The following is a 26,309-nucleotide window of genomic DNA, read 5'->3' as shown; positions in this document are numbered from 1 at the left end:
GACCGCCGGTGTCGACACCGTTCTACGTCTCACCCCAGCAGGCCATGGCGGACCGCGCGGAGTACGCCCGCAAGGGCATCGCCCGCGGCCGCAGCGTGGTCGTGCTCACCTACGCCGACGGCATCGTCTTCGTCGCGGAGAACACCTCCAGGGCGCTCCACAAGGTCTCCGAGATCTACGACAAGATCGCCTTCGCGGCGGTCGGCCGCTACAACGAGTTCGAGAACCTGCGCATCGGCGGCGTCCGCTACGCCGACCTGCGCGGCTACTCCTACGACCGGGCCGACGTCACCGCCCGCGGCCTGGCCAACGTGTACGCCCAGACCCTGGGCACCATCTTCTCCTCGGTCGGCGAGAAGCCGTACGAGGTCGAGCTGATCGTGGCCGAGGTCGGCCGCACCTCCGACAACGACCAGATCTACCGGCTCACGCCGGACGGCTCGGTCGTGGACGAGAAGAACTACGTGGTGGTCGGCGGCAACGCCGACTCGATCGGCAACTACCTGGGCCAGCGCCACCGGGCCGGCATGAGCCTCACCGAGGCGGTGAAGCTCGCCGTGGACTCGCTCGCCCGGGACCCCAACGGCGGCAGCCCGCGCAGCCTCACGCCGGAGCAGCTGGAGGTCGCGGTCCTCGACCGCCAGCGGTTCCAGCAGCGCAAGTTCAAGCGGATCCTGGGCAACCAGCTGGGCCGGCTGCTCGACGGGGACCAGTCCGCCGAGGCGGACGACGAGGACAACCCGGCGGACGGCACGCCGGTGTAGCAGTTCCTGCGGAGTCCCGTACGGCGGCCTGCCGCCGTACGGGACTCCGGTGCCCCTGCGGCGGCCCAGTCGTCGTGGAGGCGGTTTCGGACAGCTCCGACAGAGAATGGAGTGCTCATGGACCGCCGGATTTTCGGGCTGGAGAACGAGTACGGCGTGACCTGCACGTTCCGCGGGCAGCGGCGGCTGTCGCCGGACGAGGTGGCGCGGTACCTGTTCCGCCGGGTCGTCTCCTGGGGGCGCAGCAGCAACGTCTTCCTGCGCAACGGCGCCCGCCTGTACCTCGACGTCGGCTCCCACCCCGAGTACGCCACCCCCGAGTGCGACGACGTCGTCGAGCTGGTGACGCACGACAAGGCCGGCGAGCGCATCCTCGAGGGGCTCCTGGTGGACGCCGAGCGGCGGCTGCACGAGGAGGGCATCGCGGGGGACGTCTACCTCTTCAAGAACAACACCGACTCGGCCGGCAACTCCTACGGCTGCCACGAGAACTACCTGGTGGCCCGGCACGGCGAGTTCTCCCGGTTGGCCGACGTGCTGATCCCCTTCCTGGTCACCCGGCAGCTGATCTGCGGCGCGGGCAAGGTGCTCCAGACCCCGCGCGGCGCGGTGTACTGCGTCAGCCAGCGGGCCGAGCACATCTGGGAGGGCGTCAGCTCCGCCACCACCCGCTCGCGCCCGATCATCAACACCCGGGACGAGCCGCACGCGGACGCCGAGCGCTACCGCCGGCTGCACGTGATCGTCGGCGACTCCAACATGTCCGAGACCACCACGCTGCTCAAGGTCGGCTCCACCGACCTGGTGCTGCGGCTGATCGAGGCCGGCGTGGTGATGCGCGACCTCACCCTGGAGAACCCGATCCGGGCGATCCGCGAGGTCAGCCACGACCTCACCGGCACCCACCAGGTGCGCCTCGCCAACGGCCGGGAGGCCAGCGCGCTGGACATCCAGGAGGAGTACTACACCAAGGCCCTGGAGTTCGCCGAGCGCAAGGGCATCAACACCGGGACGGTCGCCCGGGTGCTCGACCTGTGGGGCCGCACCCTGGAGGCCGTCCGCACCGAGCGGCTGGACGGGGTGGCCCAGGAGATCGACTGGATCATCAAGTACAAGCTCATCGAGCGCTACCGCGAGAAGAACCAGATGAGCATGTCCAACCCGCGGGTGGCGCAGATCGACCTCGCGTACCACGACATCCACCGCCGCCGCGGCCTGTTCTACCTGCTCCAGGGCAAGGGCCAGGCGCAGCGGGTGACCACCGACCTCAGGACCTTCGAGGCCAAGTCGATCCCGCCGCAGACCACCCGGGCCCGGCTGCGCGGGGACTTCATCCGCCGGGCGCAGGAGCAGCGCCGGGACTTCACGGTGGACTGGGTGCACCTGAAGCTCAACGACCAGGCCCAGCGCACGGTGCTGTGCAAGGACCCGTTCCGTTCGGTGGACGAGCGGGTGGAGAAGCTGATCGCGGGGATGTGAACCCGCTGAGGCCGCGTGGTCACCAGGAGTGACCGCAGCGGTGTGATCAAGGAGGCGTCCGGCCCCGGTGGTGTCTACCGGGGCCGGACGCGTGCCGGGCATACGCTGTCCGTCGAGTCAGGAGAGCCGACTTCGACCGACAGTTAGGACCACCGTGCGCCGCACCGCCGGTTTGCTTCCCACCCTGCCGCTGCTGCTCGCGGTCGCCTGCAGCAGTTCCCCCCCGGCGGCTGGCCCCGCGACGCCGACCACGGTGAGCGCCGCCCCGACGGTGCCGGCGCCGGTCAGCGAGGCGTCACCGATGCCCACCCTTTCGGGTGGCGGGTACGGCAGCAAGGCCACCATCACCATCCCCGAGGGCCAGCAGCCCAGCGGCCAGTTCGTGGTGAACACGGTCACCGAGGGCGAGCGGGCCACCGTCAACAAGGGCGACTGGGTGACGGTCAACTACACCGCCAAGGACTGGACCACCGGCAAGGACCTGCCCAGCTCGTACGACGCCAACGGCAAGCCGCAGCTCTACCAGGCCGGCAGCGGGCAGCTGGTGCCGGCGCTGGACCAGAGCGTGATCGGCAAGAAGGTGGGCTCCCGGCTGCTGGTGGTGGCCCCGCCGGCGGCGGCCTTCGGCGAGCAGGGCTCCGGCCAGCTGGGCGTCAAAAAGGGTGACACGGTGGTGTTCGTGCTGGACATCATGGAGAGCCTGCCGCCGGACTCCACGCTGAGCGGGACGATGACCGAGCCGCCCGCGACGATGCCGCAGGTCAAGGACAACGGCAAGGCCCCGGCGACGATCACGGTCCCGGCCGGGCAGGCCCCGCCGAACGAGCTCCAGCAGGCCGTGCTGATCAAGGGGGAGGGCAAGCAGGTCAAGAGCGGGCAGACCCTGGTGGTGCAGTACACCGGGGTGCTGTGGGCCAACGGCCAGCAGTTCGACTCCTCCTGGACGCACGGCGGAGCCCAGGCGGTGCAGATCGGCACCGGCAGCGTGATCGAGGGCTGGGACAAGGGCCTGGTCGGGCAGAACGTCGGCAGCCGGGTCCTGCTGGTGGTGCCGCCGGCGCTCGGCTACCAGGACAAGGCACAGGGCTCGGTGCCCGCGAACTCGACCCTGGTCTTCGTGATCGACATCCTCGAAGCGGTCTAGCGGTCTGGCGGTCCAGCTGCCGGGGGGCTGTGCCTGGGGGGACTCCACCGGCGCAGCCCCTCGAACTCACCCCGGGGATTCCGTACGCTTGGGCGGACGCTCGTACAACGAAGCGTCCGCCCTCATCCTGAGCTGTCATACTGCCCACGCACTGTGGCAGGCGCCGCCCGGCGCCGAGGCCTGGGGCGGGCGGTGCGACCGCAGGCCGGCGTGCCCACGCCGGGCGCAGACCTGGAAGACCTCGTGGCGAGATGGATGGGGAGTCATGACTGAGAAGACGCCGAGCCCGGGCGGGGCCGGCACCGCGGCGAACGACGGCTCTGCGGACCCGGCCGCCTCCCGTCCCGGCGGCCCGGTCGGCGGGGACCGCGAGTCGATCGTCGTCCCCCCGGCGATCCTGGCGCAGCAGGCCGGCTGGGCGCAGCCCGGTGAGGCGCCGCGCGCCCCGGGCGGCGGGACCAAGACGGACGACGCCCCGCAGATCTTCGCCTCCAGCGTGCGCAAGTCCGACACCTCGGAGGCCGGGTACGACGAGAACCCGCCCGGCGTCGGCAAGCTGGGCGTGATCCTCGGCACGGTGATCGCCCTGCTGCTGGTCGGCAGCGGCGTCACGCTCTACATGGTGAACAAGGACGGCTCCAAGGACAGCGCCGCGGCCAAGCCGGACGCGGCCAAGACCGCGCAGCCCACGCCGACCGCCGAGCCGGTACCGCCGATCAAGGACAGCGCCAAGGTGCTGCCGACGGTCGCCGGCGACTTCGGCAAGAAGGCCGAGATCCAGGTGCCGGGCGAGGCCTCCGACGGCTCCTTCGTGGTCAAGGTGCTCACCGAGGGCACCGGCGCCAAGGTCGAGAAGAACTCCTGGACCTCGGTGGACTACACCGCCAAGGACTGGAACACCGGCAAGGACATCCCGAGCTCGTACGACGCCAACGGGAAGCCGCAGATCTTCCAGGCCGGCACCGACTCGCTGATCCCGGCCCTGGACCAGGCCGTGATCGGCAAGAAGGCCGGCAGCCGGCTGCTGGTGGTGGCCCCGCCGGCCGCCGCGTTCGGCGCCCAGGGCAAGGCCGACATGTCGATCGGCCCCAAGGACGACCTGATCTTCGTGATCGACGTCCGCAATGCCAACGCGCCCGACTCCGTGGTGAGCGGGACAGTCACGCCGCCGCCGGCGGACTTCCCGCAGGTCAAGGACAACGGCAAGAAGCCGGCCGAGATCACCCCGGTGGCCGGGGCGAAGGACCCGACCGAGCTGAAGTCGCACGTCCTGATCAAGGGCACCGGGCCGGCGGTGGAGAAGGGCGAGAAGGTCGTCGTCCAGTACACCGGCGCGCTGTTCAAGGACGGCAAGGTGTTCGACTCCTCGCTCAGCAAGGGCCAGGCGTTCACCTTCCCGGTCGGCGGCGGCCAGGTCATCCAGGGCTGGGACCAGGGCCTGGAGGGGCAGACCGTCGGCAGCCGGGTCGAGCTGGTGATCCCCGCCTCGCTGGGCTACGGCGACAAGGGCCAGGGCGACATTCCGCCCGGCGCGACGCTGGTCTTCGTGGTGGACATCCTCGACGCCGGTCAGGGCTGATCCACTTTCGGGTGACAATGGTGCACGTGTGACCTTCGGGTCCGGCCGTGTGGCCGGACCCGGACGGGCGGCGGGTGCGCGTACGGTGGTTCGCCGAGACTTCTGTCGGGGCGGACCCGGTACGGGTGCCCGCCGCTTGGTCGTGAATGCAAGCGAATGTGAGAAGAGGGACTGTGAGCGTCAACCTCAACGAGAAGCCCGAGATCGACTTCCCGATCGGCGACGCCCCGACGGAGCTGCAGATCCGCGACATCGTCGTCGGTGACGGCGAGGAGGCCAAGCCGGGCCAGGTCGTCAGCGTGCGCTACGTCGGCGTGACCTTCGAGACCGGCGAGGAGTTCGACGCGAGCTGGAACCGGGGCACCGCTCCTTTCCAGTTCCCGCTGGGCAAGGGCCGCGTCATCAAGGGCTGGGACCAGGGCGTCGCCGGCATGAAGGTCGGCGGCCGCCGCGAGCTGACCATCCCGTCGCACCTGGCGTACGGTGCCCAGTCGCCGACCCCGGCCATCCCGCCGCACTCGACCCTGATCTTCGTGGTCGACCTGCTGGGCGTCTGAGCCTGCCGTGACCGTGGGCCGGACCCCTCCGGGGGCCCGGCCCACGGGCGTGTCCGGGGGCGTTCGCGGAGGCGGCTTTTGCAGCGCGTACCGCTACCGGTACGGTCGGTCCCGCCGGGTGGAGACCGCCCGGTTGGCGCACCCCGCGCGCGGCGCGGCACACCGGAAGGGTCAGCGATGGCGATCGCCAAGGCAGAGCGGCTGATGAATCTCGCCCTGTGCCTGATGAACACCAGACGTCCGCTCTCCAAGAAGGAGCTGCGGGAATCCATCGAGGCGTACCGCGAGGCCTGGCAGACCAGCAGCGAGGACGCCTTCAACCGGATGTTCGAGCGGGACAAGGACGACCTGCGCGAGCTCGGCCTGGTGATCGACGTCGACGAGAGCGCCCTGGACGGCGAGCTCGGCTACCTGGCCAGGGCCGACCGCAACCGGCTGCCCGAGATCGCCCTGGACGCCGAGGAGGCGGCCGCGCTGACCCTGGCCGCCCGGGTCTGGCAGCAGGCCAAGATGTCCGGCGCGGCCAGCGGCGCCCTGCAGAAGCTGCGCGCGGCCGGGGTGCCGTTCACCGAGGCCGAGGGCCGTACCGCCCTGGAGCCGCGCATCCCCGCCCGGGAGGCCGCGTTCGAGCCGCTGCTCACCGCAGCCCGGGACCGCCGTCCGGTCACCTTCGAGTACCGCAAGGCCGGCGCCGCCGCCGTCGAGCAGCGCAGCGTCGAGCCGTGGGCGCTGGAGTGCTGGCGCGGCCACTGGTACCTGGCCGGGTACGACCGCGACCGGGGCGACGCCCGGGTGTTCCGGCTCAGCCGGATCACCGGCCGGGTGAAGGCGCGGGCCGGGGCCTTCCTCGGCACCGTGCCCGAGCACGTGGACGTCCGGGCCACCGTAGCGAAGTTCGCGGGGGAGGGTGCCACCGCCACCGCGACCGTCCGGGTCCGCCGGGGCGCCGGCTTCCCGCTGCGCACCAAGGCGCTGAGCAGCACCCGGGTGGACGAGGCCTGGGACGAGCTGGAGATCCCGTACGGCAACGGGCTGGGCGCGGACCTGGCCGAGTTCGGGCCTGACGTGCTGGTGCTCGGGCCGGAGGAGCTGCGGGCGGATGTCGTCGACCGGCTGCGGGCGGTCGCGGGGCTTGAAGGAGAGAGCGCGTGAGCAACGCCATCGACCAGACGCGACGGATGCTGTCGCTGGTCACCTACCTGCGCGAGCGGCCCGGGGCCGAGGTCGCCGAGGTGGCCCGGGCGTTCGGGATCAGCGAGCGCGAGCTGATCGCGGACCTCAACGTGCTGCCGATGTGCGGCACCAGCTTCCGCGGCGGCGACCTGCTCGACATCGACACCGACGGCGAGCGGATCTGGTGGCACAACGTCGACGACGTGGCCCAGCCGCTGCGGCTGGCCGCCGACGAGGCGACCGCGCTGCTGGTGGCCGCCCGCGCGGTGGCCGGGCTGCCGGGCCTGCGGGCCGGGGACCGCGAGGCGCTCACCCGGGCCGTCGCCAAGATCGAGAACGCGGCGGGGGAGAGCGCCGAGGGCAGCGCCAGGGTCGGCGTCACCTTCGAGGCGGAGAGCCACGTCTTCGCCGACATCGACCGCGCGCTCAGCGAGGGCCGCCGGCTCTGGCTGCGCTACTACTCGCACGGGCGCGGCGGGATGACCGAGCGGGAGGTCGACCCGATCCGGCTGCTCACCGAGGGCCACACCTACCTCGAGGCCTGGTGCCGCACCTCCGAGGACCACCGGATGTTCCGGCTCGACCGGGTCGCCGAGATCCGCGTCCTGGACGTCCCGGCCGACCCGCCCCGGCGCGAGCCGCGCGACCTCAGCGGCGGGCTGGTCAACCCGGCGGCGGACGACCCGGAGGTGGTCGTCGAGGTCTCCTCCGGCGGGCGCTGGGTGGCCGAGTACTACACCCACGACCGGGCCGAGGAACTGCCCGACGGCGGGCTGCGGATCACCCTGCGCAGCGCCGACCCCTCCCAGCTGCGCCCGCTGGCGCTGCGGCTGGGCCGGGACGGCCGGATCGTCTCGCCGCCCGAACTGGCCGAGCAGGCGCGCTCGGCCGCGCGGGAGGCGCTGGCCGCCTACGGGGAGGGGCGGGCCTGAGCGGTGGAACCCGGGACCAGATTCAAGGTGTACTGCTCCGAGTGCCGGGAGAAGGTGGAGCTCCCGGCCGAGGACTTCCGCCTGACCCTCGGCCGCACCCCGGCCCAGGCGCACTACAGCTTCGGCTGCCCGCGGTGCGGGGCGGCGGTGCGCAAGCCGGCCGGGGAGAAGATCGTCGAGGCGCTCACCGGGGCCGGGGTGCGCACCATGCGGCTCGTCCCGGCGGAGGGGTGACCCCCGTATAGGGTGGGGCGCATGTCCTGGATGCTCGTCGCCGCCGTCCTGCTCGCCACCGCGGGCCTGCTGGTCCTCGGGATCCTCGCGATCCGGCTCTGGCTGGACGTGCGGGCGCTGGCCAAGGGCGTGGACCGGGCCTCGCGGGCGCTGGCCGCGGCGGCCGAGGACCTGGCGGAGGCGATGCCGGCGGCGAACGCCCCGGTCGAGGAGCGGACCGTCCCGGTCGCGTAGTTCCGCACAGCACGACCGGGCCGACGGCGGCACGGGGGCTGCTGCGCGCGGGCGGGGTCGGGTTACGCTCTGAGGTGGCTCCTGAACCGCGTTCCTGGGGCCGCTGTCCTGTTCGGGCGGCCGTCGTCGTGGCGTCATCCGCAGCGGTTACCATCCGCAGCGGACGGCCCGTCGGGCCGCCATGACTGAAGGTGGTCGCGCATGCGCATCTCGATGACCGCGATCGTGGTGATCGTGGTTCTCGCCATCGTGCTGTTCGGAGCCAAGCGGCTGCCGGACCTGGCGCGCTCGCTGGGCAAGTCGATGCGGATCCTGAAGAGCGAGGCGCAGGCGATGCGTTCGGACGGCGAGTCCGAGCAGCCGGCCCGGCCCGCTCCGGCTCCGGTCGACGGTGGTGCGGGCAAGACCATCCGGTCCGCCCCGGGCGCGGCGGCCACGGCCCGTCCGGTGAACGAGTCCGCCGCCGGGGCCTTGGCGCCCGACGGCGACCGTCCGCACTGAGCGCGGCGCACGTGACGTACGCGACTTCGCAGGCCCGTCGACCGGCGGGCCCCCACGCACGAGTTGAGGACCGGGGTTGAGCAAGCTCTCCAAGGCGCCGAAGGCGTCAAAGGATCCTGAGGGGCGGATGGCCCTCGCCGACCACCTGCGGGAACTGCGCAACCGCGTGGTCAAGTCGGTCCTGGCGATCGTGGTGATCACCATCGTGGCGGCGATCTACCACAAGCAGCTCGAGGACCTGCTGCTGAAGCCGCTGCCGCAGTGCAACACCCCGGAGCTGGCCAAGCACTACCACGGCAAGTGCGCCCAGGTCTCCAACATCGGCCTGACCGCCGGTTTCACCTGGATGCTGAAGGTGGCCCTGACGGCCGGTGTGGTCGCGACCGTGCCGATCTGGCTCTACCAGGTCTGGGCCTTCGTGGCGCCCGGCCTGCACAAGCACGAGAAGAAGTACACGTTCGTCTTCCTGCTCTGCGGGACGCCGCTCTTCCTGGCCGGTGTGGCCGTGGCCATCCTGGTGCTGCCGACCACGATCGACGTGCTGATCTCGTTCACCCCGAACAACACCACGCCGATCCTGCCGCCCGAGGACTACTTCGACATCGCCACCAGGATGGTGCTGGTCTTCGGCCTGGCCTTCGAGTTCCCGCTGCTGCTGGTGATGCTGAACGTCATCGGCATGGTCGGCGGCAAGCGGCTGCTGGGCTGGTGGCGCGGCATGGTCATGGGCATCACGGTGTTCGCGGCCTTCGCCACGCCGAGTGCCGACCCGCTGAGCATGCTGGCGCTGGCCGCGCCGATCTGGGCGCTGTACTTCATCGCGGTGGCGATCGCGCTCTTCAACGACAAGCGGAAGGCGCGCCGCAACCCGGACGCGGGGCTGGACGACGAGGAGGCCTCGCACCTGGACCTGTCGGTGCAGCCGGTGGCCGGTGCGGAGTCCGTCGAGGCCTCGGCGGCCCCGGCGGCCGGCGCGGCGGTGCCGGCGTCCCGCCGCGAGGAGATGGACGACATCACCTGAGTCGCCCGAACCGGTAGGCCCTGACGGAGCCCCGGTCCGCCGCTCTGCCGAGCGGTGGGCCGGGGCTCCTCGGCGTTCGGGCCTTTCCGCTGGTCGGGGGTGCTCCCGGTTTCGGGCGGCGGGCTTGGCAGCTCTCATGGCATGTGACATATTACTGACGTGCTGAAGACCGAGAGACCTCCCCTGGATGTCGTCGTGGTCGGCGCCGGCGTGGTCGGCGCCGCCTGCGCCTACTACGCCGCCCGCGCCGGGCTCGCCGTCGCCGTCGTGGACCGCGGCCCGGTGGCCGGCGGCACCACCGGCGCGGGCGAGGGCAACCTGCTGGTCTCCGACAAGGAACCCGGCCCCGAACTCGACCTCGCCCTGCTCAGTACGCGGCTCTGGCGCGAACTCGCCGAGCGGCTCGGCCCGGCCATCGAGTACGAGCCCAAGGGCGGCGTGGTGGTCGCCTCCACCGCCGCCGGACAGGACGCGCTGCGGGCCTTCGCCGCCGGACAGCGGGCCGTCGGGGTCGAGGCCGAGGAAGTGCCCGGCGAGCGGCTGCGCGAGCTGGAACCGCACCTGGCCGAGGGCCTGGCCGGCGGCTTCCACTACCCGCAGGACGCCCAGGTCCAGCCCGCCCTCGCCGCCGCCCACCTGCTGCGCGAGGCCCGCCGGATGGGCGCCCGGCTGATCGCCGGGGAGAGCGTCACCGCCATCGACCGGGGCCCGGACGGCGCCGTGCGCGGCGTGCGGACCGACCGGCGCGGCCTGGCCGCCGGCGCCGTGGTGAACGCGGCCGGCACCTGGGGCGGCGAGGTGGCCGCACTGGCCGGGGTGGGCCTGCCGGTGCTGCCCCGGCGCGGCTTCGTGCTGGTCACCGAGCCGCTGCCGCGGGTCGTGCGGCACAAGGTCTACGCGGCCGACTACGTCGCCAACGTGGCCAGCGGATCCGCCGGGCTGGAGACCTCCGCCGTGATCGAGGGCACCCCGGGCGGGCCGGTGCTGATCGGCGCCAGCCGGGAGCGGGTCGGCTTCGACCGCACGCTCTCCCAGGAGGTGCTGCGCCGGCTGGCCGCCCAGGCCGCCGCGCTGTTCCCGGTGCTCGCCGGAGTCACCGTGATGCGCACCTACCGGGGCTTCCGCCCGTACCTGCCGGACCACCTGCCGGCCATCGGGGCGGACCCCCGGGTGCCCGGGCTGTACCACGCCTGCGGGCACGAGGGGGCCGGCATCGGGCTGGCCCCGGCGACCGGGCTGCTGATCAGCGAGCAGCTCACCGGCAAGCAGCCGGAGCTCGACCTCGCGCCGTTCCGGGCGGACCGGTTCCCCGTCGAGGAGAGTTCCGCCGGGTGACGGCCCGGCCGGGTGACGGCCCGGCCGGGCGACCACCGGCCCCACGACCGCCAGACATGAGATTCCGTCCAGGATTGGAGAAGCCGCCGATGCGCCGCCGCACCCCCGCCGGGCTGGTCGAGGCCGAGCCAGGGCCCGCCCACCACATCGAGTTCGACGGGCGGCCCGTCCCCGCGCTGCCCGGGCAGTCGATCGCCGCCGCGCTCTGGGCCGACGGCGTGCTCGCCTGGCGCACCACCCGGGTCGGCGGCAGGCCGCGCGGGGCGTTCTGCGGGATCGGCGCCTGCTTCGACTGCCTGGCCACCGTCGACGGCCGCCCCAACCAGCGCACCTGCCTGCTCCCCGCCGAGCCCGGCACCACCGTCACCACCCAGGAGGGCCACGGCCGTGCCGACCTCGCCGTCTGAGACCTTCGACCTCGTCGTGGTGGGCGCCGGCCCGGCCGGGCTGGCCGCCGCCGTCACCGCCGCCGACCTCGGGCTGCGCTGCGCCCTGCTGGACGGCGGGCAGAGCACCGGCGGGCAGTACTACCGCCACCCGGCGCCCGGCCTCGGCGCGGCCCGCCCCGACCGGCTGCACCACCACTGGTCCGCCTACACCGGTCTGGCCGGCCGGCTCGACGCGCACGAGCGCGCCGGGCGGGCCGCCTTCCTGGCCGGTCACCACGTCTGGGCGCTGGAGCGCACCGGCGACGGCTTCGCGGTGCACGTCACCCGCGGGCCGGAGAGCACCGACCGGGCCACCGTCCGGTCCCGGTCGGTGCTGCTCGCCACCGGCGCGTACGAGCGGCAGCTGCCCTTCCCCGGCTGGACCCTGCCCGGGGTGGTCACCGCGGGCGGCGCCCAGGCCATGCTCAAGGCCGGGCTGGTGCTGCCCGGGAAGCGGATCGTGGTGGCCGGCAGCGGCCCGCTGCTGCTCGCGGCCGCCTCCTCGCTGGTCACCGCCGGGGCCGAGGTGCCCGCGGTGGTCGAGGCCACCGCCTACCTCGGGTACGTACGGCGCCCCGGCGTCCTGGCGGGCGTTCCCGGCAAGCTGGTCGAGGGCGCCGGGCACGGGGGCGCGCTGCTGCGGCACGGGGTGCGGCTTCGCCCGCGCAGCGCGGTGGTCGAGGCGCACGGGACGGACCGGGTCACCGGCGTCACGGTGGCCCGGCTGGACGCGGACTGGCGGCCGGTGCCCGGCACCGAGCGGCGGATCGACTGCGACGCGCTCGCCGTCGGCCACGGCCTGCTGCCGCAGATCGACCTGGCCACCGAACTGGGTGCGCGGACCGTGACCGGGCCGGACGGCGCCGTCGCGCTGGAGGTCGACGCCCGGCTGCGCACCAGCGTGCCCGGCCTCTGGTCGGCGGGGGAGACCAACGGCGTCGGCGGCGCGGACCTCGCGCTCGCCGAGGGCGAGCTGGCCGCCCACGCGGTGGCCGGCGAGCTGCCCGCGGCCGCGCTGCTGCGCCGCCGCTCGCGACTGCGGGCCTTCGCCGGGCTGATGGCCGCCGCCCACCGGCCGGGGCCCGGCTGGACCGGCTGGCTGCGCCCGGACACCGACGTGTGCCGGTGCGAGGAGGTGCCGGTCGCGGCGATCCGGGAGGCCGTCGACGAGCTGGGCGCGGGCGATCCGCGCACCGTCAAGCTGCTCACCCGGGCCGGGATGGGCTGGTGCCAGGGCCGGATGTGCGGTCCGGCCGTGGCCTGCCTGGCCGGTTCGGGTGAGCCGGGGCCGGACCGGCGGCCACTGGGTTGTCCGGTGCCGCTCTCCCAGTTGGCCGCCGGGCCCGCGCCCGAGGCGTAACGGGTCCGCCGTCGAACGGTGGGCCGGGGACCTTGTCTCCGGCCCGCCCGCTCTTGTAAAATGTCACACCTCATCAAGGAGTTCATGTGTCCATCACCCAGCACGACACCACCCGTCCGTGGCGCGGCATCATGGTCGCCACCACGCTTCCGCTGCGCCCGGACCACTCCGTCGACTACGACGCCTACGCCGAGCACGTCCGCTGGCTGATCGACTCCGGCTGCGAGGGCGTCGTCCCCAACGGCTCGCTGGGTGAGTACCAGACGCTCACCGCCGAGGAGCGCGCCAAGGTCGTCGAGGTCGCCGTCGAGGCGGCAGGCGACGGCTCCCGGGTCATGCCCGGGGTGGCCGCCTACGGCAGCGCCGAGTCCCGCCGCTGGGCCGAGCAGGCCGCCGAGGCCGGCGCCGGCTCCGTCCTGCTGCTGCCGCCGAACGCCTACCGGGCCGACCACGCCTCGGTGCGGGCCCACTACGCCGAGGTCGCCAAGGCCGGCCTGCCGATCGTGGCGTACAACAACCCGATCGACACCAAGGTCGACCTCGTCCCCCCGCTGCTCGCCCAGCTGCACGCCGAGGGCTCGATCGTCGCCGTCAAGGAGTTCAGCGGCGACGTCCGCCGGGCCTACGAGATCGCCGAGCTGGCCCCCGGGCTGGACCTGCTGATCGGCGCCGACGACGTGCTGCTGGAGCTGGCGCTCGCGGGCGCGGTCGGCTGGATCGCCGGCTACCCGAACGCCCTGCCGGCCGCGTCGGTGGCGCTCTACGACGCCGCCGTCTCCAAGGACCTGGAGAACGCGCTGCCGCTCTACAAGTCGCTGCACTCGCTGCTGCGCTGGGACTCCAAGACCGAGTTCGTCCAGGCCATCAAGCTCTCCATGGACATCGCCGGGCGCCCCGGCGGCCCGGTCCGCGCCCCGCGCCAGCCGCTCACCCCGGAGATCGAGGCGGCCGTCCGCGCGGCCACCGAGAAGGCGCTGGCCGACGGCCTGGTCTGATCCCCCCGCCCGGATGATTCCGGGCCCCGGGCCTCCGGGCCGGCTGCGGCGGCAGCCGGCCCGGCCCACCCCCACCATCCGAACCTGTACGGGAGTTGTGACCCATGCGGAGCCGTCACGTGTTCCACGCCGTCGACTCGCACACCGAGGGCATGCCGACCCGGGTGATCACCGGCGGCTTCGGCGTCATCCCCGGCGCCACCATGGCCGAGCGCCGGGTGCACTTCCAGCAGCACCTGGACCACTTCCGCACCCTGCTGATGTACGAGCCGCGCGGCCACGCGGCGATGAGCGGCGCGATCCTCCAGCCGCCGACCCGCCCGGACGCCGACTTCGGGGTGCTCTACATCGAGGTCTCCGGGCTGCTGCCGATGTGCGGGCACGGCACCATCGGGGTCGCCACCGTGCTGGTCGAGACCGGGATGGTCCCGGTGGTCGAGCCGGTCACCACCGTGCGGCTGGACACCCCGGCCGGGCTGGTGGTCGCCGAGGTGCACGTCGAGGACGGCGCGGCCAAGGCGGTGACCATCCGCAACGTGCCCTCGTACTCCGTCGCCCTGGACCGCAAGATCGAGGTGCCCGGCTACGGCACGGTGAACTACGACCTCGCGTACGGCGGCAACTTCTACGCCATCCTTCCGCTCGCCGAGTTCGGGCTGCCCTTCGAGCGCGAGCGCAAGCAGGAGATCCTGGACGCCGGCCTGGCGATGATGGACGCGATCAACGCGAGCCCGGACAAGCCGGTGCACCCGGAGAACCCGTCCATCCACAGCTGCCACCACGTCCAGCTGCTCGCCCCCGGCTCCACCGCCGAGCACTCCCGGCACGCGATGGCCATCCACCCCGGCTGGTTCGACCGCTCGCCCTGCGGCACCGGCACCTCGGCGCGGATGGCCCAGCTGCACGCGCGCGGCGAACTGCCGCTCGGGCGGGACTTCCGCAACGACTCCTTCATCGGGACCACCTTCACCGGGCGGCTGGTCGAGGAGACCGAGGTGGCCGGGCGGCCCGCCGTGGTGCCCACCGTCACCGGGCGGGCCTGGGTCACCGGCACCGCCCAGTACTTCCTCGACCCGAGCGACCCGTTCCCGGCGGGCTTCCTGCTCTGACCCCACCTACCTCCTTCGTCCCCGTACCTCCCCCGAAGGGCTGCTGGCCGTGACCATCACCTCGTACAACCCCGCCGACCCGGACGACCTCGTGGTCGCCGTCGAGGAGCCCGGCGCCGAGGCCGTGCGGGCCGCCGTCGGGCGGGCCCGGGCGGCGCAGGGCGACTGGCTCGCCGCCGGTGCGGGCGCCCGGTCGGCGGCGCTCGGCCGGATCGCGGACGCCGTGGAGGCGCACGCCCACGAGCTGGCCGCGCTGATCGTGCGCGAGGTCGGCAAGCCGTCGGCCGAGGCGCTCGGCGAGGTCGCCCGCACCGCGGCGATCTGGCGCTACTACGCGCAGGCCCCGTACGCGCCCTCCGGGGCCGTGCACGAGCCCGCCGCCGGGCCCGGGCTGCTGCTCACCCGGCGCCGCCCGTACGGGGTGGCCGGGCTGATCGCGCCGTGGAACTTCCCGCTGGCGATCCCGACCTGGAAGGCCGCGCCGGCCCTCGCCGTCGGCAACGCGGTGGTGCTCAAGCCGGCGCCCGAGGCGACCGCCTGCGCGCTGCGGCTGGCGGAGCTGGCCGGGCTGCCCGAGGACGTGTTCACCGTGCTGCCCGGCGGGGCGGAGGAGGGCGCGGCACTGGTCGACGCCGTGGACGTGGTCTCCTTCACCGGTTCGACCGGCGTCGGCCGGGCCGTGGTGCGGGCCGCGACCGAGCGCGGGGTGCCGGTGCAGGCCGAACTCGGCGGGCTGAACGCCGCGCTGGTGCTGCCGGACGCCGACATCGCGCAGGCCGCCGGGCACATCGCCGCGGCCATCGCCGGGTACGCCGGGCAGAAGTGCACCGCCACCAGCCGGGTGATCGCGGTCGGCGCCGCGTACGAGCCGCTGCGCGAGGCGCTGGTCAAGGCGCTGGCGGCGGTCGACGACGCGATCTGCGGGCCGGTGATCAACGCCGCGGCCCGGGAGCGGCTGACCGGCGCCGTCGCCTCGGCGGTCGAGTCCGGGGCCGTCGTCCTGGCGGGCGGCGGGGTGCCCGAGCGGGCCGGCTGGTACGTCGAGCCGACCCTGCTCACCGAGGTGCCGGCCGAACACCCGCTGGCGCGCGAGGAGTTCTTCGGCCCGATCGCGGTGCTGCACGCCGCGGCCGACCTGGACGAGGCCGTCGCGCTGGCCAACGACACCCCGCACAGCCTCTCCACCTCCGTGCACACCCGCAGCCTGGACGTGGCGCTGGCCGCCGCCGACCGGCTGGACGCGGGCATGATCCGGGTCAACGCGCCGTCCAGCGGCGTCGACTTCCACCTGCCCTTCGGCGGGGCCAAGGGCGCGAGCCACGGCGACCGCGAGCAGGGGCAGGCGGCCCTGGACTTCTACACCGTCAGCCGGACCGTCAGCGTGCTGCCGGGCGGTGGCGCCTGATGTTCGTCCGCACCGTCGACTACCACACGGCCGGCGAGCCGTTCCGGATCGTGCTGGAGGGCGTGCCGCCGATCCCCGGCGACAGCGTCGCCGAACGCCGCGCCATCGCGATCGGCTCGGGCGGCAGCGCGACCTCTCCCCGGCCGAGCGCGCTGGACGACGTCCGGCAGCTGCTCAGCCGGGAGCCCCGCGGCCACGCCGGGATGTACGGCGGCTTCCTGGTGGCGCCGGACGACGACGAGGCGCACCTCGGCGTGCTGTTCTGGCACAAGGACGGCTACTCCACCGCCTGCGGGCACGGCACCATCGCGCTCGGCGCCTGGGCGGTGGACTCCGGGCTCGTCCCGGCCCCCGCCGACGGCGTGGCGCGGGTGCGGATCGACGTGCCGTCCGGCCGGGTCACCGCCCTGGTGCACCGGACCGGTGGGCGGACCACCGGGGTGACCTTCCGCAACGTGCCCAGCCGGGTGACCGCGCTGAAGCTGCCGGTGGAGACCTCGCGCGGCACCGTGGAGGTCGCCGTCGCGCACTCCGGCGCCTGCTACGCCTCGGTGCCGGCCGCCGCCCTCGGGCTCGCCGTGGAACCGGCCCAGCTGCCCGAACTCACCGCCGTCGGACGGGAGATCAGGGCGGCGCTGGCCGACGCGGAGGCGGTCGCGCACCCGACGGACGCCCGGCTGTCGGGCGTGTACGGGGTGGTGCTGTACGACGAACTCCCTTCGGCGGACGGCGGGTTGAACCAGCGGAACGTCACCGTCTTCGCCGACGGCCAGATCGACCGCTCGCCCTGCGGCTCCGGCACCTCCGCCCGGCTCGCGGTGCTCGCCGCCGAGGGCCGGCTGGCCCCCGGCGAGCCGCTGCGGCACGAGTCGATCATCGGCACGGTCTTCACCGGCCGCTTCCTCGCGGGCGGCGACCCGTACGGCGAGGGCGTGGTCACCGAGGTCGGCGGGACGGCCCACCGCACCGGCGAGCACGGATTCGTCCTGGAGCCGGGCGACGAGCTGGGAGCGGGGTTCCTGCTGTGAGCCCGACCACACCGCCCGGTACGGCCGTCGTGCCGCTCCGGTACGCCGTCGCGGGCACCGGCGGGGTCGGGCCCGCCGACGCGGTGGAGGCGATCGAGCGGGTGCTGCTGGACGGGTTCGACCCGGAGGCGGCACCCGCCCGGTCGGCCGTACCCGTCCCCGCCGGGGAGCTGCTGCTGATGCCGGCCGCCGCCGGGCCGTACGCCGGGGTGAAGATCGCCGGGGTCGCGCCCGCCAACCCCGAGCAGGGGCTGCCCCGGATCACCGGCAGCTACCTGCTGCTCGACGGGCCCACCCTGCAGCCGCTCGCCCTGCTGGACGGCGCCGCGCTCACCGCGCTGCGCACGCCCGCCGTCACCGCGGCCGCGCTGCGCCGACTGGCCGTCCCGGAGGCCGAGCACCTGGTGCTGTTCGGCTCCGGACCGCAGGCGTACGGACACCTGGACGCCCTGCTCGCCGTCCGCCCGCTGCGCCGGCTCACCGTGGTGGCGCGCAACGCCGAACGGGCGCAGGCCCTGGTGGCGTACGGGCGGGAGCTCGGACTGGCGGCCGAGGTCGGCGGCCCGCGGGCGGTCCGCGACGCGGACCTGGTGGTCTGCTGCACCACCGCGCGCACCCCGCTGTTCGACGGTGCGCTGGTGCCGGCGCACGCGGCGGTGGCGGCGGTCGGCTCGCACGAGCCGGACGCCCGGGAGGTGGACGAGCTGCTGGTCCGGCGGGCCGAGCTGTACGTGGAGGCGCGCGGCGTCGCGGCCCGGGAGGCCGGGGACCTGCTGATGGCGGGCGTGGCCGGGCGGCAGCTCTGGAACCTCGCCGAGCTGGTGCGCGGCGACGCGCTGGTGCCGGACGGGCGGCCGCGGTTCTTCAAGAGCGTCGGGATGGCCTGGCAGGACCTGGCCGTCGCGGCGGAGGTGCACCGGCGGCAGTAGCCGCTCAGTCTCCGTGGAAGGCCAGCCAACTGCCCGGGACGGCAGCGCAGTTGGCGAGCAGGTTGCGCAGGTCGCGGACGGCCGCCCGCTGCTCCTCGGTGGTGCAGCGGGCGAGCAGTGCGGTGGCCTCCTCGAAGGCGGCGCCGGCGTCCTGTTCGTTGAACAGCGTGTCGCCGTAGGGGTCGATCCGGCCGAGCCGGTGGTGCGCCGGATCGGTGTGCCGGGCCAGGGCGATGGTGAGGGCCTCGCCGGGGCTCGAGAGGTGCAGCATCCGGGGGCGGGTGCGGCGGCCGTCGTTCGGGCGGCCGTCGTACAGCGCCATGTCGATTCCCACGTCCGTTGCTCCTGGCTGTGGTCGGGAGTTGTGGAACCGGAGCCGGCGCAGCGGGAGGGGATCCCCCGCTGGGCCGGCTCCTCACGTTTTCGGCTTCTCACGTTTTCCGGCCGGCTTCGGCGCCCCGGCTTCGGCGCCCCGGCGCCCGGTGCCCCGGTGTCAGGGCCGGTCGGCGGCGTAGGCGGTGACCAGCCGGGCCAGGTGCTTGCCGGTGACCAGCAGCGGCTCCTCGCTGCGGGCGACCTGGGCGGCGAGCTCGGCGCCCTCCAGCGCGCTGATCACCGTGCCGGCCAGCTCGCGGGCGTCCTCCTCGCCGATGCCGGCGGCGCGCAGCCGGTCCGTCACGAGGGCCCGCCAGTTGGCGAAGGCCTCGGCGACCGCCCCCTCGATCACCGGCACCCGGCCGATCGTCTCCAGGGCGGTGCTGGTGATCGGGCAGCCGTCCTGCCAGTCGGACCTGCGCAGTTCGGTGGCGAGCAGCCGGGTGCAGGAGGTCATCGCCGTGCCCAGGTCCGGCGAGGAGCCGAGCCCGGCGCGCAGCAGGACGGCGAACTCCTCGTCGCCGTGCCGGATCGCCTCGGCGGCCAGCTCCTGCTTGCCGCCGGGGAAGAAGTGGTAGACGGAGCCGAGGGTGGCCTCGGCCTCGCGGGAGATCTGCTTGATCCCGGTGCCCTCGTACCCCTGGCGCTGCAGCAGGCGGGAGGTGGCCCGGACGATCCGCTCGCGGGTGCCGGGTTTCGCCTCGGCCGTCGCCTTGGCGCCGGCGCCGGTCTTCGGGCCGGTCTTCGCGTCGGCTCTCTCGGGCGTCTTCACGCCGCGATCCTAGCCGAGATTCTGAGTAGAGCGTTCGTTCCAGTCCTGTGCTAGCGTCGGCCCGGCGCTCTGAGTAGAGCGTTCGTTCCAGAAGTTCGGTCCAGTGGAGGGGAAGACGCATGTCCGTTGAGCGGCAGTCGAAGCGGTCCGTGACGGTGATCGGGCTCGGCCCGATGGGGCAGGCCATGGCCGGGGCGTTCCTGGACGCCGGGTACGACGTCACGGTGTGGAACCGTACGGCCGCGCGGGCCCGGGAGCTCGTCGCCCGGGGCGCGCGCTTGGCGCCGAGCGCGGAGGCGGCGGTGGCGGCGAACGAGCTGGTGGTGCTCAGCCTCACCGACTACGACGCGGTGTTCCAGGTGCTGGAGGCGGTCGAGCCGGCGCTGCGGGGGAAGGTCGTCGCCAACCTCAGCTCGGACACCCCCGGGCGGGCCCGCGAGGCCGCCCGTCGGCTGGCCGAGCTCGGCGCCGTCCACCTGACCGGAGGGGTTCAGGTACCGCCGTCGGGCATCGGCAACCCCGGGTCGTCCACCTTCTACAGCGGCCCGGTCGAGCCGTTCCAGCGGCACCGGGCCGCCCTGGAGGTGCTCACCGGGGCCGACTACCGGGGCGACGACCCCGGGCTGGCGCAGCTGTACTACCAGATCCAGATGGACCTGTTCTGGACCTCGATGGTCGGCTACCTGCACGCCACGGCGATCGCCGAGGCCAACGGGATCCCGGCCGAGGAGTTCCTGCCGTACCTGAGCTCGACCGCCGCCTCGATGCCCGGCTTCCAGGCGTTCTACGCACCGCGGATCACCGCGGGGGACCACCGCGGGGACGTCGACCGGCTGGCGATGGCGCTGGCGAGCATCGAGCACGTCCGGCACACCGCGGAGGCCTCCGGGGTGGACGGCGCGCTGCCGGCCCTCCTGGCGGAGGCGGTCCGGCGGGGCGTCGAGGCCGGGAACGGCGCGGCGAGCCTGAGCACGCTGGTGGGGCAGTTCCGTCGGGCGTAGCCCTCCGTGCGGGCCCGAAGGTGGGGCCGAAGATCGTGTGCCGTCGGCCGTTGTCACGGCCGACGGCCGCTGTCACCATGGCTTTCGGGGTCGCGAGGAGGCGTCGCGACGGGCTGGTGACGGGTGTTCGAATCACTGGCTGTTGCGTACGCAACGTAACGTGACATTGTACGCTGGTGTTCTGCACCCACCCGGAGGAACACCATGGCCGACCTCAAATCCCGCACCCTGATCTCCGTACAGGAGCGGCTTCGCGACCAGGTCGCCCACGCACTCCGGGCGGCCCTGATCTCGGGCGAACTGCGCCCCGGCGTCGTCTACTCCGCACCCGCGCTCGCCGCCGACTTCGGCGTCTCCGCGACCCCGGTCCGCGAGGCCATGCTCGACCTCGCCCGCGAGGGCCTGGTCGAGGCCGTCCGCAACAAGGGCTTCCGGGTCACCGAGCTGACCGACCGCGACCTCGACGACTTCACCGAGATCCGCGCCCTGATCGAGGTCCCGACCGTCGGCCGGGTGGCCCGCACCGCCACCAAGGAGCAGCTGGAGCGGCTGCGCCCGCAGGCCGAGGCGATCGTCGCGGCGGCCGGCAAGCACGACCTGATCGGCTACCTGGAGGCCGACCGCCAGTTCCACCTGGACCTCCTGGGCCTGGCCGGCAACAGCCGGCTGGTCGAGGTCGTCGGCGACCTGCGCAAGCGCTCGCGCCTGTACGGCCTCAACCGGCTCGACGAGCGCGGTGAGCTGGTCTCCTCGGCCCAGGAGCACCTGGAGCTGCTGGACCTGCTGCTCGCCGGCGACTCGGCCGGGGCGGAGGCCTGCATGACCCGCCACCTCAGCCACGTCCGCTCCCTGTGGGCCGGCGAGGAGAAGCCCGCCGAGCCGGAGCCCTCGGCCCTGCGGCTCGGGGCCCGCCGGAGCTGAATCACTCGTTCGGGTGAGGCGCCGGGCGATCGTCGACCGGGCCGGACGACGGGTGATGGTGCTGACCGGGCCCGAGGGCGGGGGAGTACCGGCAGAGAGTGGTGCGCCGTCCCGGGCAGCTGGTCGCGCTGCCCGGGACGGCGGTGAGACTTCCGGTGGGGGAGTCGGCGGCTCAGACCGCCGTCGCGGGCAGCGTCAGCCGCCCGTCGTGGACCTCGGCGATCTGGTCGACGGCCGTCAGGTGGGTGCGGTCGTGGGTGACCAGGACGGTGGCGGTGGCCCGGCGGTGGGTGAGGTCGGTGATCAGGTCGAGGACGGCGGCGCCGCGTTCGTGGTCGAGGGCGCTGGTGGGTTCGTCCACCAGGAGCACCGTGGGGTCGTTCATCAGCGCGCGGGCGATGTTGACCCGCTGGCGCTGGCCGCCGGAGAGCTGGTGGGGGCGGCGGGCGGCCTGGTCGCGCAGGCCGACGGCGTCCAGGAGTTCCAGGGCGCGGGGCAGGGCGCTGCGCGGGGAGCGGCCGTCGAGGTGGGCCATCACCTGCAGCTGCTCCACGGCGGTGAGCGAGGGCAGCAGGTTGGCCTGCTGGAAGACGATGCCGATCCTGGTGCGGCGCAGCGCGGTGAGGTCCGCCCGGCTGAGGCCCGTGGTGTCGGTGCCGTCGATGACGACCTGCCCGGAGTCCGGGCCGATCAGGGTGGCGGCCACCGCCAGCAGGCTGGACTTGCCGGAGCCGGAGGGGCCGACGACGGCGGTGAGCGAGCCCTTGGGGACGGTCAGCGAGACCTCGTCCAGGGCGGTCAGCCGGCCGTCGCCGTCCGGGTAGGTCAGGGTGATGCGGTCGAGTACAAGACTCATCGGGCGCTCCCCAGGGCGGTCAGCGGGTCGACGGAGGTGATCCGGCGGATGGACAGGGCCGCGCCGATCGCGCCGAGGGCGATCATGACGGCGGCGGGCAGCAGGACGGTCGGGGCGTCCAGCACGAAGGGGACGGCGGAGCCGATCAGTGCGCCGAAGCCGGAGGCGATCGCGGTGCCCAGCAGGGTGCCGAGCACCAGCAGCAGGACGGCCTGGCCGAGGGCGTCGCGCAGCAGGTAGCGGGTGGAGGCGCCGAGGGCTTTGAGGACGGCGATGTCGCCGCTGCGCTGGATCGTCCAGACGGTGAAGAACGCGCCGATCACCAGGGCCGAGATGGCGAACAGGAAGCCGCGCATCAGCTGGAGGGAGCCGTTCTCCGAGGTGTAGGAGCCGATCGCGGCGAGGGCGTCGTCGCGGGTGTGGGTCTCGGTGCCGTGGCGGGCGTCGGCGGCGGCCAGGTCGGCGCCCTTCGCCGTGTCGAGCGCGATGACGGTGGCGTGGCCGGCGCCGCCGGGGGCGAACTGCTGCCAGTCGGTGAGGCTGGTCCAGATCACCGGGGTGTGGCTGTACGCGGCGTCGCCGTCGACGGCGGCGACCCGCAGCGGGTGCCCGGCCAGGGTGAACTCGGCGCCGGCGGTGAGGCCGCCCAGGTTCTCCGCGGCGGTCCTGGACAGTACGGCCTGGCCGGCGGAGATCCGGCTGCCCTGCGGGGCGAGGCCGGAGCCCTCCGGGACGCCGAAGGCGGACAGTGCGGCGGTGCGCTGCCCGGCGGCGGCCTTGGTGGTGGTGATGCCGAGCGGCTGGGCGGAGGTGACGCCGGGCTCACGGGCCCAGGCCTGCCACTGTTCGGGGGTGACCTGGGAGTCGGTGAAGGAGAGCTTCTGCCCGTCGGCGGGCTTGCCGAAGACCAGGTGGTCAGCGGGCAGGCCGGTGATGGCGGAGATGTTCTGCCGGCCGAGCCCGGCGGTCAGCCCGGACAGCAGGCCGACCAGGACGGTGATCAGCACGATGACGGTCCCCATCAGGGCGAACCGCCCCTTGGCGAACCTGAGGTCCCTCCAGGCGACGAACACGTTGGGCCTTCCTCTGCGCAGGTTCTCTCGACCCTTCCACCGTCCTGGACGACGGGGCCTCGGGGCATCGCGCGGGGGATTGCATCCTGGGCATCAAAGGGAAGATGCTGAGTTCAACCTTTTGATTGATGCCGGACCGGTGGTGCCGACTTAGGCTGGACGGATGGCGACCGAACGATCCAGAACCACCCCCGTCGCCCGCGTCCTCCAGGTCTGCCTGCACCTGCTCGTGGCGGGCCTGCTCGTGCTCGCCGTCGCCCGGGCCGTCTTCGTCGACCGCAGCGGCGATCCCGCGGCCGTCGCCGCGGCGGCCACCGCGATGGCCGCCGTCTACACCGTCGGGCCGCAGCTGGCCGCCGTGCGCCGTTCGCGCCGGGCGGCCGCGCTCTGGCTGGTGCTGCTCGGCGCCACCTGGGCGGGCGTGCTGATCGCCACCCAGGACGGGGTCTGGCTGGCCTTCCCGCTGTACTTCCTGGAGCTGCACCTGCTCGGGCGGCGCGGCGGGCTGGTCGCCGTCGGGCTGACCGCCGCCGCGTCGATCGCCGCGTGGTCCTGGCACCAGCACAGCTTCGGCTTCGCCGCCTCGATCGGGCCCGCGCTCGGCGCGGCCGTCGCCACCGCGACCGTGCTCGGCTACCAGGCGCTGTACCGGGAGAGCGAGGAACGGCGCCGGCTGATCGACGAGCTCACCGCCGCCCGCGCCGACGCCGCCGCCGCGCACCACGCGGCCGGGGTGCTGGCCGAGCGCGAGCGGCTCGCCCGGGAGATCCACGACACCCTCGCGCAGAGCCTCAGCTCCATCCAGCTGCTGCTGCGGGCTGCCCAGCGGGCCCTGCCGGAGCGCACCGAGGCAGCCGCCGGGTACGTCGAGCAGGCGCGCCAGGCCGCGCAGGACAACCTGGACGAGGCCCGCAGGTTCGTCCGGGCGCTCACCCCGCCCGCACTGGACGGGGATCCGCTGCCGGTCGCGCTGGAGCGGCTGTGCGCGACGACGACGGCGCACGGCACGCTGCCCGTCCACCTGCACGTCTCCGGAGACCCGGTCCGGCTGCCGGCCGCGCAGGAGGTCGCGCTGCTGCGGATCGCGCAGTCGGCGCTCGGCAACACCGTCCGGCACGCGGCGGCGACCCGCGCCGAGGTGACACTCAGCTACATGGAGGGCGAGGTGGCGTTGGACGTGGTCGACGACGGGGCCGGGTTCGATCCGGCGGCGGTCGCGGGCCGTACCAGCGCGGAGGGCGGGTTCGGGCTGCCCACGATGCGGGCCAGGGCGCGGGCGCTCGGCGGCAGCTTCACGGTGGAGTCGGTGCCCGGCGAGGGCACGGCGGTGGCGGTGCAGCTGCCGGTCACCGCGGAGGCCGGCTCGTGATCGGGCTGCTCATCGCGGACGACCACCCGGTGGTGCGGGCCGGACTGCGGGCGGTGCTGGAGTCCGAGCCGGACTTCACCATCGTCGCGGAGGCGGCCACCGCCGAGCGGGCCGTCGAGCTGGCCGCGGAGCCGGGCGTGGACGTGGTGCTGATGGACCTCCAGTTCGGGCCGGGGTCGGCGATGAACGGGGCGCAGGCCACCGCGGCGATCACCGCCAGGCCGGGCGCGCCCCGGGTGCTGGTGGTCACCACGTACGACACCGACGCGGACACCCTGCCGGCCCTGGAGGCCGGCGCCACCGGCTACCTGCTGAAGGACGCGCCGCCGGAGGAGCTGGCCCAGGCCGTACGGGCCGCCGCGGCCGGGCGCAGCGCGCTGGCGGCCAGCGTCGCGGACCGGCTGCTGGAGCGGATGCGGACGCCGGCGGCGGCGCTCAGCGCCCGGGAGACCGAGGTGCTGGGGCTGGTCGCGGACGGGCTGGCCAACCAGGGGATCAGCCAGCGGCTGCACCTGAGCCAGGCCACGGTGAAGTCCCATCTGGTGCACATCTACACCAAGTTGGGGGTGGACTCGCGTACGGCGGCGGTGCGCGAGGCGCGACGGCGGGGGCTGATCCGCTGAGCGTAGGGTGGGAGCGGTCCGTGCCCGCCCGCAGTGTGAGGAGCCCCGATGGCCGTCGGTATCCATGACCTCGCCGTCCCCGTGATCGCCGCCCCGATGGCGGGCGGGCCCTCGACGCCCGAGCTGGTGGCGGCGGTGGGCCGGGCCGGCGGGCTGGGGTTCCTGGCCGCCGGGATGAAGAGCGCCGCCGGGATGTCCGAACAGATCGCCGCGGTACGGAAGTCCGGCGACCGGCCGTTCGGGGTGAACCTCTTCGTGCCGGGCCCGCCCGGGGACCGGGCGGCCGTCGCGGCCTACCGGGAGCGGCTGCGGCCCGAGGCCGAGCGGTGGGACGTGACGCTGCCGGAGGAGGCCGAGCCGGACCGGGACGACTGGGAGGCCAAGCTCGCCGCGCTGGTCGCGGACCCGGTGCCGGTGGTCTCGTACACCTTCGGGCTGCCGACGGCCGAGGAGGCGGCGGCGCTGCGGGCTGTCGGGACGACCCAGGTCGCCACCGTCACCACGCCGCAGGAGGCGCGGGCGGCACAGGCCCTCGGGATGGACGCGCTGTGCGTGCAGGGCCCGGAGGCGGGCGGCCACCGGGGCACCCACCGGGTGGCGGACGAGCCGGGGGACCTGCCGCTGCTCGAACTGCTGCCCGCCGTACGGGAGGTGACGGCGCTGCCGCTGGTCGCCGCGGGCGGGCTCGGCGACGGCCCGGCCGTCGCGGCGGCCCTGCGGGCGGGGGCGGTGGCGGTGCAGCTGGGCACGGCGCTGCTGCGCTCCGACGAGTCCGGTGCCCCGGCCGCCCACCGGGCCGCGCTCGTCGAACTGCCGGAGACGGTCGTCACCCGCGCCTTCACCGGCCGCCCGGCCCGCGGCCTGCGCAACGCCTTCATCGACCGCTACGGCCCGTACGCCCCGCCCGCCTACCCCGAGGTCAACCGCCTCACCACCCCCCTGCGCGCCGCCGCCGCCCGCCGCGGCGACACCGACGCCATGCACCTCTGGGCCGGCACGGCCCACCACCTGGCCCGCACGGGCCCGGCGGAGCAGATCGTCACCGACCTCTGGCGGTCGGCGCGCGGGGCGTGAGCCAGGGCGTGTGGATCTCGGGGTGTTGTCCCCCGCAG

28 protein-coding genes are annotated in these 26,309 nt (G+C 74.2%); 24 read left to right on the top strand and 4 right to left on the bottom strand.

Features of this window, described 5'->3' with window-relative positions; translation table 11 throughout:
- Positions 1–8: 8 nt before the first annotated feature.
- From prcA to ACWDBE_RS33350, 19 genes are all read left to right on the top strand, one after another.
- On the top strand, positions 9–764 hold the full coding sequence (prcA, locus tag ACWDBE_RS33440) for a proteasome subunit alpha (protein ID WP_392874388.1): 756 nt from the start codon (positions 9–11) through the stop codon (positions 762–764).
- A 117-nt stretch (positions 765–881) separates the two neighbouring features.
- Complete coding sequence (gene pafA / locus ACWDBE_RS33435; RefSeq protein WP_449809775.1) at positions 882–2,243, top strand: Pup--protein ligase; 1,362 nt, start codon at positions 882–884, stop codon at positions 2,241–2,243.
- Between the two features lie 301 nt (positions 2,244–2,544).
- The gene (locus tag ACWDBE_RS33430; protein ID WP_449809774.1) at positions 2,545–3,387 is read left to right on the top strand and encodes an FKBP-type peptidyl-prolyl cis-trans isomerase; all 843 of its coding nucleotides are present in this window, start codon (positions 2,545–2,547) and stop codon (positions 3,385–3,387) included.
- A 265-nt stretch (positions 3,388–3,652) separates the two neighbouring features.
- On the top strand, positions 3,653–4,966 hold the full coding sequence (locus ACWDBE_RS33425; RefSeq protein WP_449791841.1) for an FKBP-type peptidyl-prolyl cis-trans isomerase: 1,314 nt from the start codon (positions 3,653–3,655) through the stop codon (positions 4,964–4,966).
- Between the two features lie 146 nt (positions 4,967–5,112).
- Complete coding sequence (locus ACWDBE_RS33420; protein WP_449791840.1) at positions 5,113–5,523, top strand: FKBP-type peptidyl-prolyl cis-trans isomerase; 411 nt, start codon at positions 5,113–5,115, stop codon at positions 5,521–5,523.
- A 177-nt stretch (positions 5,524–5,700) separates the two neighbouring features.
- Positions 5,701–6,675 (top strand): helix-turn-helix transcriptional regulator, encoded by a 975-nt coding sequence (locus ACWDBE_RS33415; RefSeq protein WP_449809773.1) that lies wholly within the window; start codon positions 5,701–5,703, stop codon positions 6,673–6,675.
- Between the two features lie 26 nt (positions 6,676–6,701).
- Positions 6,702–7,628, top strand: a complete 927-nt coding sequence (locus ACWDBE_RS33410; RefSeq protein WP_359901265.1) for a helix-turn-helix transcriptional regulator — start codon at positions 6,702–6,704, stop codon at positions 7,626–7,628.
- A gap of 3 nt (positions 7,629–7,631) precedes the next feature.
- Complete coding sequence (locus tag ACWDBE_RS33405; RefSeq protein ID WP_049652006.1) at positions 7,632–7,862, top strand: hypothetical protein; 231 nt, start codon at positions 7,632–7,634, stop codon at positions 7,860–7,862.
- A 21-nt stretch (positions 7,863–7,883) separates the two neighbouring features.
- Positions 7,884–8,096: a hypothetical protein gene (locus ACWDBE_RS33400; RefSeq protein WP_449809772.1), complete on the top strand. Its 213-nt coding sequence runs from the start codon at positions 7,884–7,886 to the stop codon at positions 8,094–8,096.
- A gap of 201 nt (positions 8,097–8,297) precedes the next feature.
- Positions 8,298–8,597 (top strand): Sec-independent protein translocase subunit TatA, encoded by a 300-nt coding sequence (gene tatA / locus ACWDBE_RS33395; protein ID WP_449809771.1) that lies wholly within the window; start codon positions 8,298–8,300, stop codon positions 8,595–8,597.
- A 127-nt stretch (positions 8,598–8,724) separates the two neighbouring features.
- Positions 8,725–9,618 carry a twin-arginine translocase subunit TatC gene (tatC, locus tag ACWDBE_RS33390; protein ID WP_449791864.1) on the top strand — a complete coding sequence of 298 codons (894 nt, stop codon included), beginning with the start codon at positions 8,725–8,727 and terminating at the stop codon, positions 9,616–9,618.
- 159 nt (positions 9,619–9,777) lie between these two features.
- Positions 9,778–10,953 carry an NAD(P)/FAD-dependent oxidoreductase gene (locus ACWDBE_RS33385; protein WP_449791836.1) on the top strand — a complete coding sequence of 392 codons (1,176 nt, stop codon included), beginning with the start codon at positions 9,778–9,780 and terminating at the stop codon, positions 10,951–10,953.
- A gap of 89 nt (positions 10,954–11,042) precedes the next feature.
- A complete protein-coding gene (locus ACWDBE_RS33380; RefSeq protein ID WP_355250421.1) occupies positions 11,043–11,360 on the top strand; it encodes a (2Fe-2S)-binding protein in 318 nt (105 codons plus the stop codon).
- The gene (locus ACWDBE_RS33375; protein ID WP_392914115.1) at positions 11,341–12,741 is read left to right on the top strand and encodes an FAD/NAD(P)-dependent oxidoreductase; all 1,401 of its coding nucleotides are present in this window, start codon (positions 11,341–11,343) and stop codon (positions 12,739–12,741) included. The genes ACWDBE_RS33380 and ACWDBE_RS33375 overlap by 20 nt, the downstream gene beginning before the upstream one ends.
- Positions 12,742–12,872: 131 nt before the next feature.
- The gene (locus tag ACWDBE_RS33370; protein WP_449791863.1) at positions 12,873–13,736 is read left to right on the top strand and encodes a dihydrodipicolinate synthase family protein; all 864 of its coding nucleotides are present in this window, start codon (positions 12,873–12,875) and stop codon (positions 13,734–13,736) included.
- A 104-nt stretch (positions 13,737–13,840) separates the two neighbouring features.
- The gene (locus tag ACWDBE_RS33365) at positions 13,841–14,845 is read left to right on the top strand and encodes a proline racemase family protein (RefSeq protein ID WP_392874424.1); all 1,005 of its coding nucleotides are present in this window, start codon (positions 13,841–13,843) and stop codon (positions 14,843–14,845) included.
- A gap of 49 nt (positions 14,846–14,894) precedes the next feature.
- Positions 14,895–16,250: an aldehyde dehydrogenase family protein gene (locus ACWDBE_RS33360; protein WP_449809770.1), complete on the top strand. Its 1,356-nt coding sequence runs from the start codon at positions 14,895–14,897 to the stop codon at positions 16,248–16,250.
- Positions 16,250–17,278 (top strand): proline racemase family protein, encoded by a 1,029-nt coding sequence (locus tag ACWDBE_RS33355; protein WP_449791833.1) that lies wholly within the window; start codon positions 16,250–16,252, stop codon positions 17,276–17,278. Before ACWDBE_RS33360 ends, ACWDBE_RS33355 begins: the two co-directional genes overlap by 1 nt.
- A complete protein-coding gene (locus ACWDBE_RS33350) occupies positions 17,275–18,207 on the top strand; it encodes an ornithine cyclodeaminase family protein (RefSeq protein ID WP_449791832.1) in 933 nt (310 codons plus the stop codon). Before ACWDBE_RS33355 ends, ACWDBE_RS33350 begins: the two co-directional genes overlap by 4 nt.
- A gap of 4 nt (positions 18,208–18,211) precedes the next feature.
- On the opposite strand, the gene ACWDBE_RS33345 is transcribed toward ACWDBE_RS33350, so the two are convergent.
- Positions 18,212–18,541 carry a hypothetical protein gene (locus ACWDBE_RS33345; protein ID WP_449791831.1) on the bottom strand — a complete coding sequence of 110 codons (330 nt, stop codon included), beginning with the start codon at positions 18,539–18,541 and terminating at the stop codon, positions 18,212–18,214.
- Between the two features lie 159 nt (positions 18,542–18,700).
- Positions 18,701–19,354, bottom strand: a complete 654-nt coding sequence (locus ACWDBE_RS33340; protein ID WP_449791830.1) for a TetR/AcrR family transcriptional regulator — start codon at positions 19,352–19,354, stop codon at positions 18,701–18,703.
- A gap of 119 nt (positions 19,355–19,473) precedes the next feature.
- Here ACWDBE_RS33340 and ACWDBE_RS33335 point away from each other — a divergent pair, with 119 nt between their 5' ends.
- Both ACWDBE_RS33335 and ACWDBE_RS33330 read left to right on the top strand, forming a co-directional pair.
- The gene (locus ACWDBE_RS33335) at positions 19,474–20,355 is read left to right on the top strand and encodes an NAD(P)-dependent oxidoreductase (RefSeq protein ID WP_449809769.1); all 882 of its coding nucleotides are present in this window, start codon (positions 19,474–19,476) and stop codon (positions 20,353–20,355) included.
- 204 nt (positions 20,356–20,559) lie between these two features.
- Positions 20,560–21,276 (top strand): GntR family transcriptional regulator, encoded by a 717-nt coding sequence (locus tag ACWDBE_RS33330; RefSeq protein WP_449791828.1) that lies wholly within the window; start codon positions 20,560–20,562, stop codon positions 21,274–21,276.
- A gap of 172 nt (positions 21,277–21,448) precedes the next feature.
- Here ACWDBE_RS33330 and ACWDBE_RS33325 read toward each other — a convergent pair whose 3' ends face one another.
- Together ACWDBE_RS33325 and ACWDBE_RS33320 are read right to left on the bottom strand one after the other, a co-directional pair.
- Positions 21,449–22,132 carry an ABC transporter ATP-binding protein gene (locus ACWDBE_RS33325; RefSeq protein ID WP_449791827.1) on the bottom strand — a complete coding sequence of 228 codons (684 nt, stop codon included), beginning with the start codon at positions 22,130–22,132 and terminating at the stop codon, positions 21,449–21,451.
- On the bottom strand, positions 22,129–23,205 hold the full coding sequence (locus ACWDBE_RS33320) for an ABC transporter permease (protein ID WP_449809768.1): 1,077 nt from the start codon (positions 23,203–23,205) through the stop codon (positions 22,129–22,131). Before ACWDBE_RS33320 ends, ACWDBE_RS33325 begins: the two co-directional genes overlap by 4 nt.
- Before the next feature lie 163 nt (positions 23,206–23,368).
- Between ACWDBE_RS33320 and ACWDBE_RS33315 the strand changes: the two genes are divergently transcribed.
- The 3 genes from ACWDBE_RS33315 to ACWDBE_RS33305 are packed head-to-tail and all read left to right on the top strand — an operon-like array spanning position 23,369 to position 26,271.
- Complete coding sequence (locus ACWDBE_RS33315) at positions 23,369–24,574, top strand: sensor histidine kinase (RefSeq protein ID WP_449791825.1); 1,206 nt, start codon at positions 23,369–23,371, stop codon at positions 24,572–24,574.
- Positions 24,571–25,197, top strand: coding sequence for a response regulator (locus ACWDBE_RS33310; RefSeq protein WP_449791824.1), 627 nt, complete (start codon positions 24,571–24,573; stop codon positions 25,195–25,197). The genes ACWDBE_RS33315 and ACWDBE_RS33310 overlap by 4 nt, the downstream gene beginning before the upstream one ends.
- 48 nt (positions 25,198–25,245) lie before the next feature.
- Positions 25,246–26,271, top strand: coding sequence for an NAD(P)H-dependent flavin oxidoreductase (locus ACWDBE_RS33305; protein WP_449791823.1), 1,026 nt, complete (start codon positions 25,246–25,248; stop codon positions 26,269–26,271).
- Positions 26,272–26,309 lie beyond the last annotated feature (38 nt).

It is taken from the genome of Kitasatospora sp. NPDC001132 (assembly GCF_053598415.1).
The sequence above is the reverse complement of the archived record's forward strand: the minus strand, read 5'-3'. Positions and strand labels throughout refer to the sequence as shown.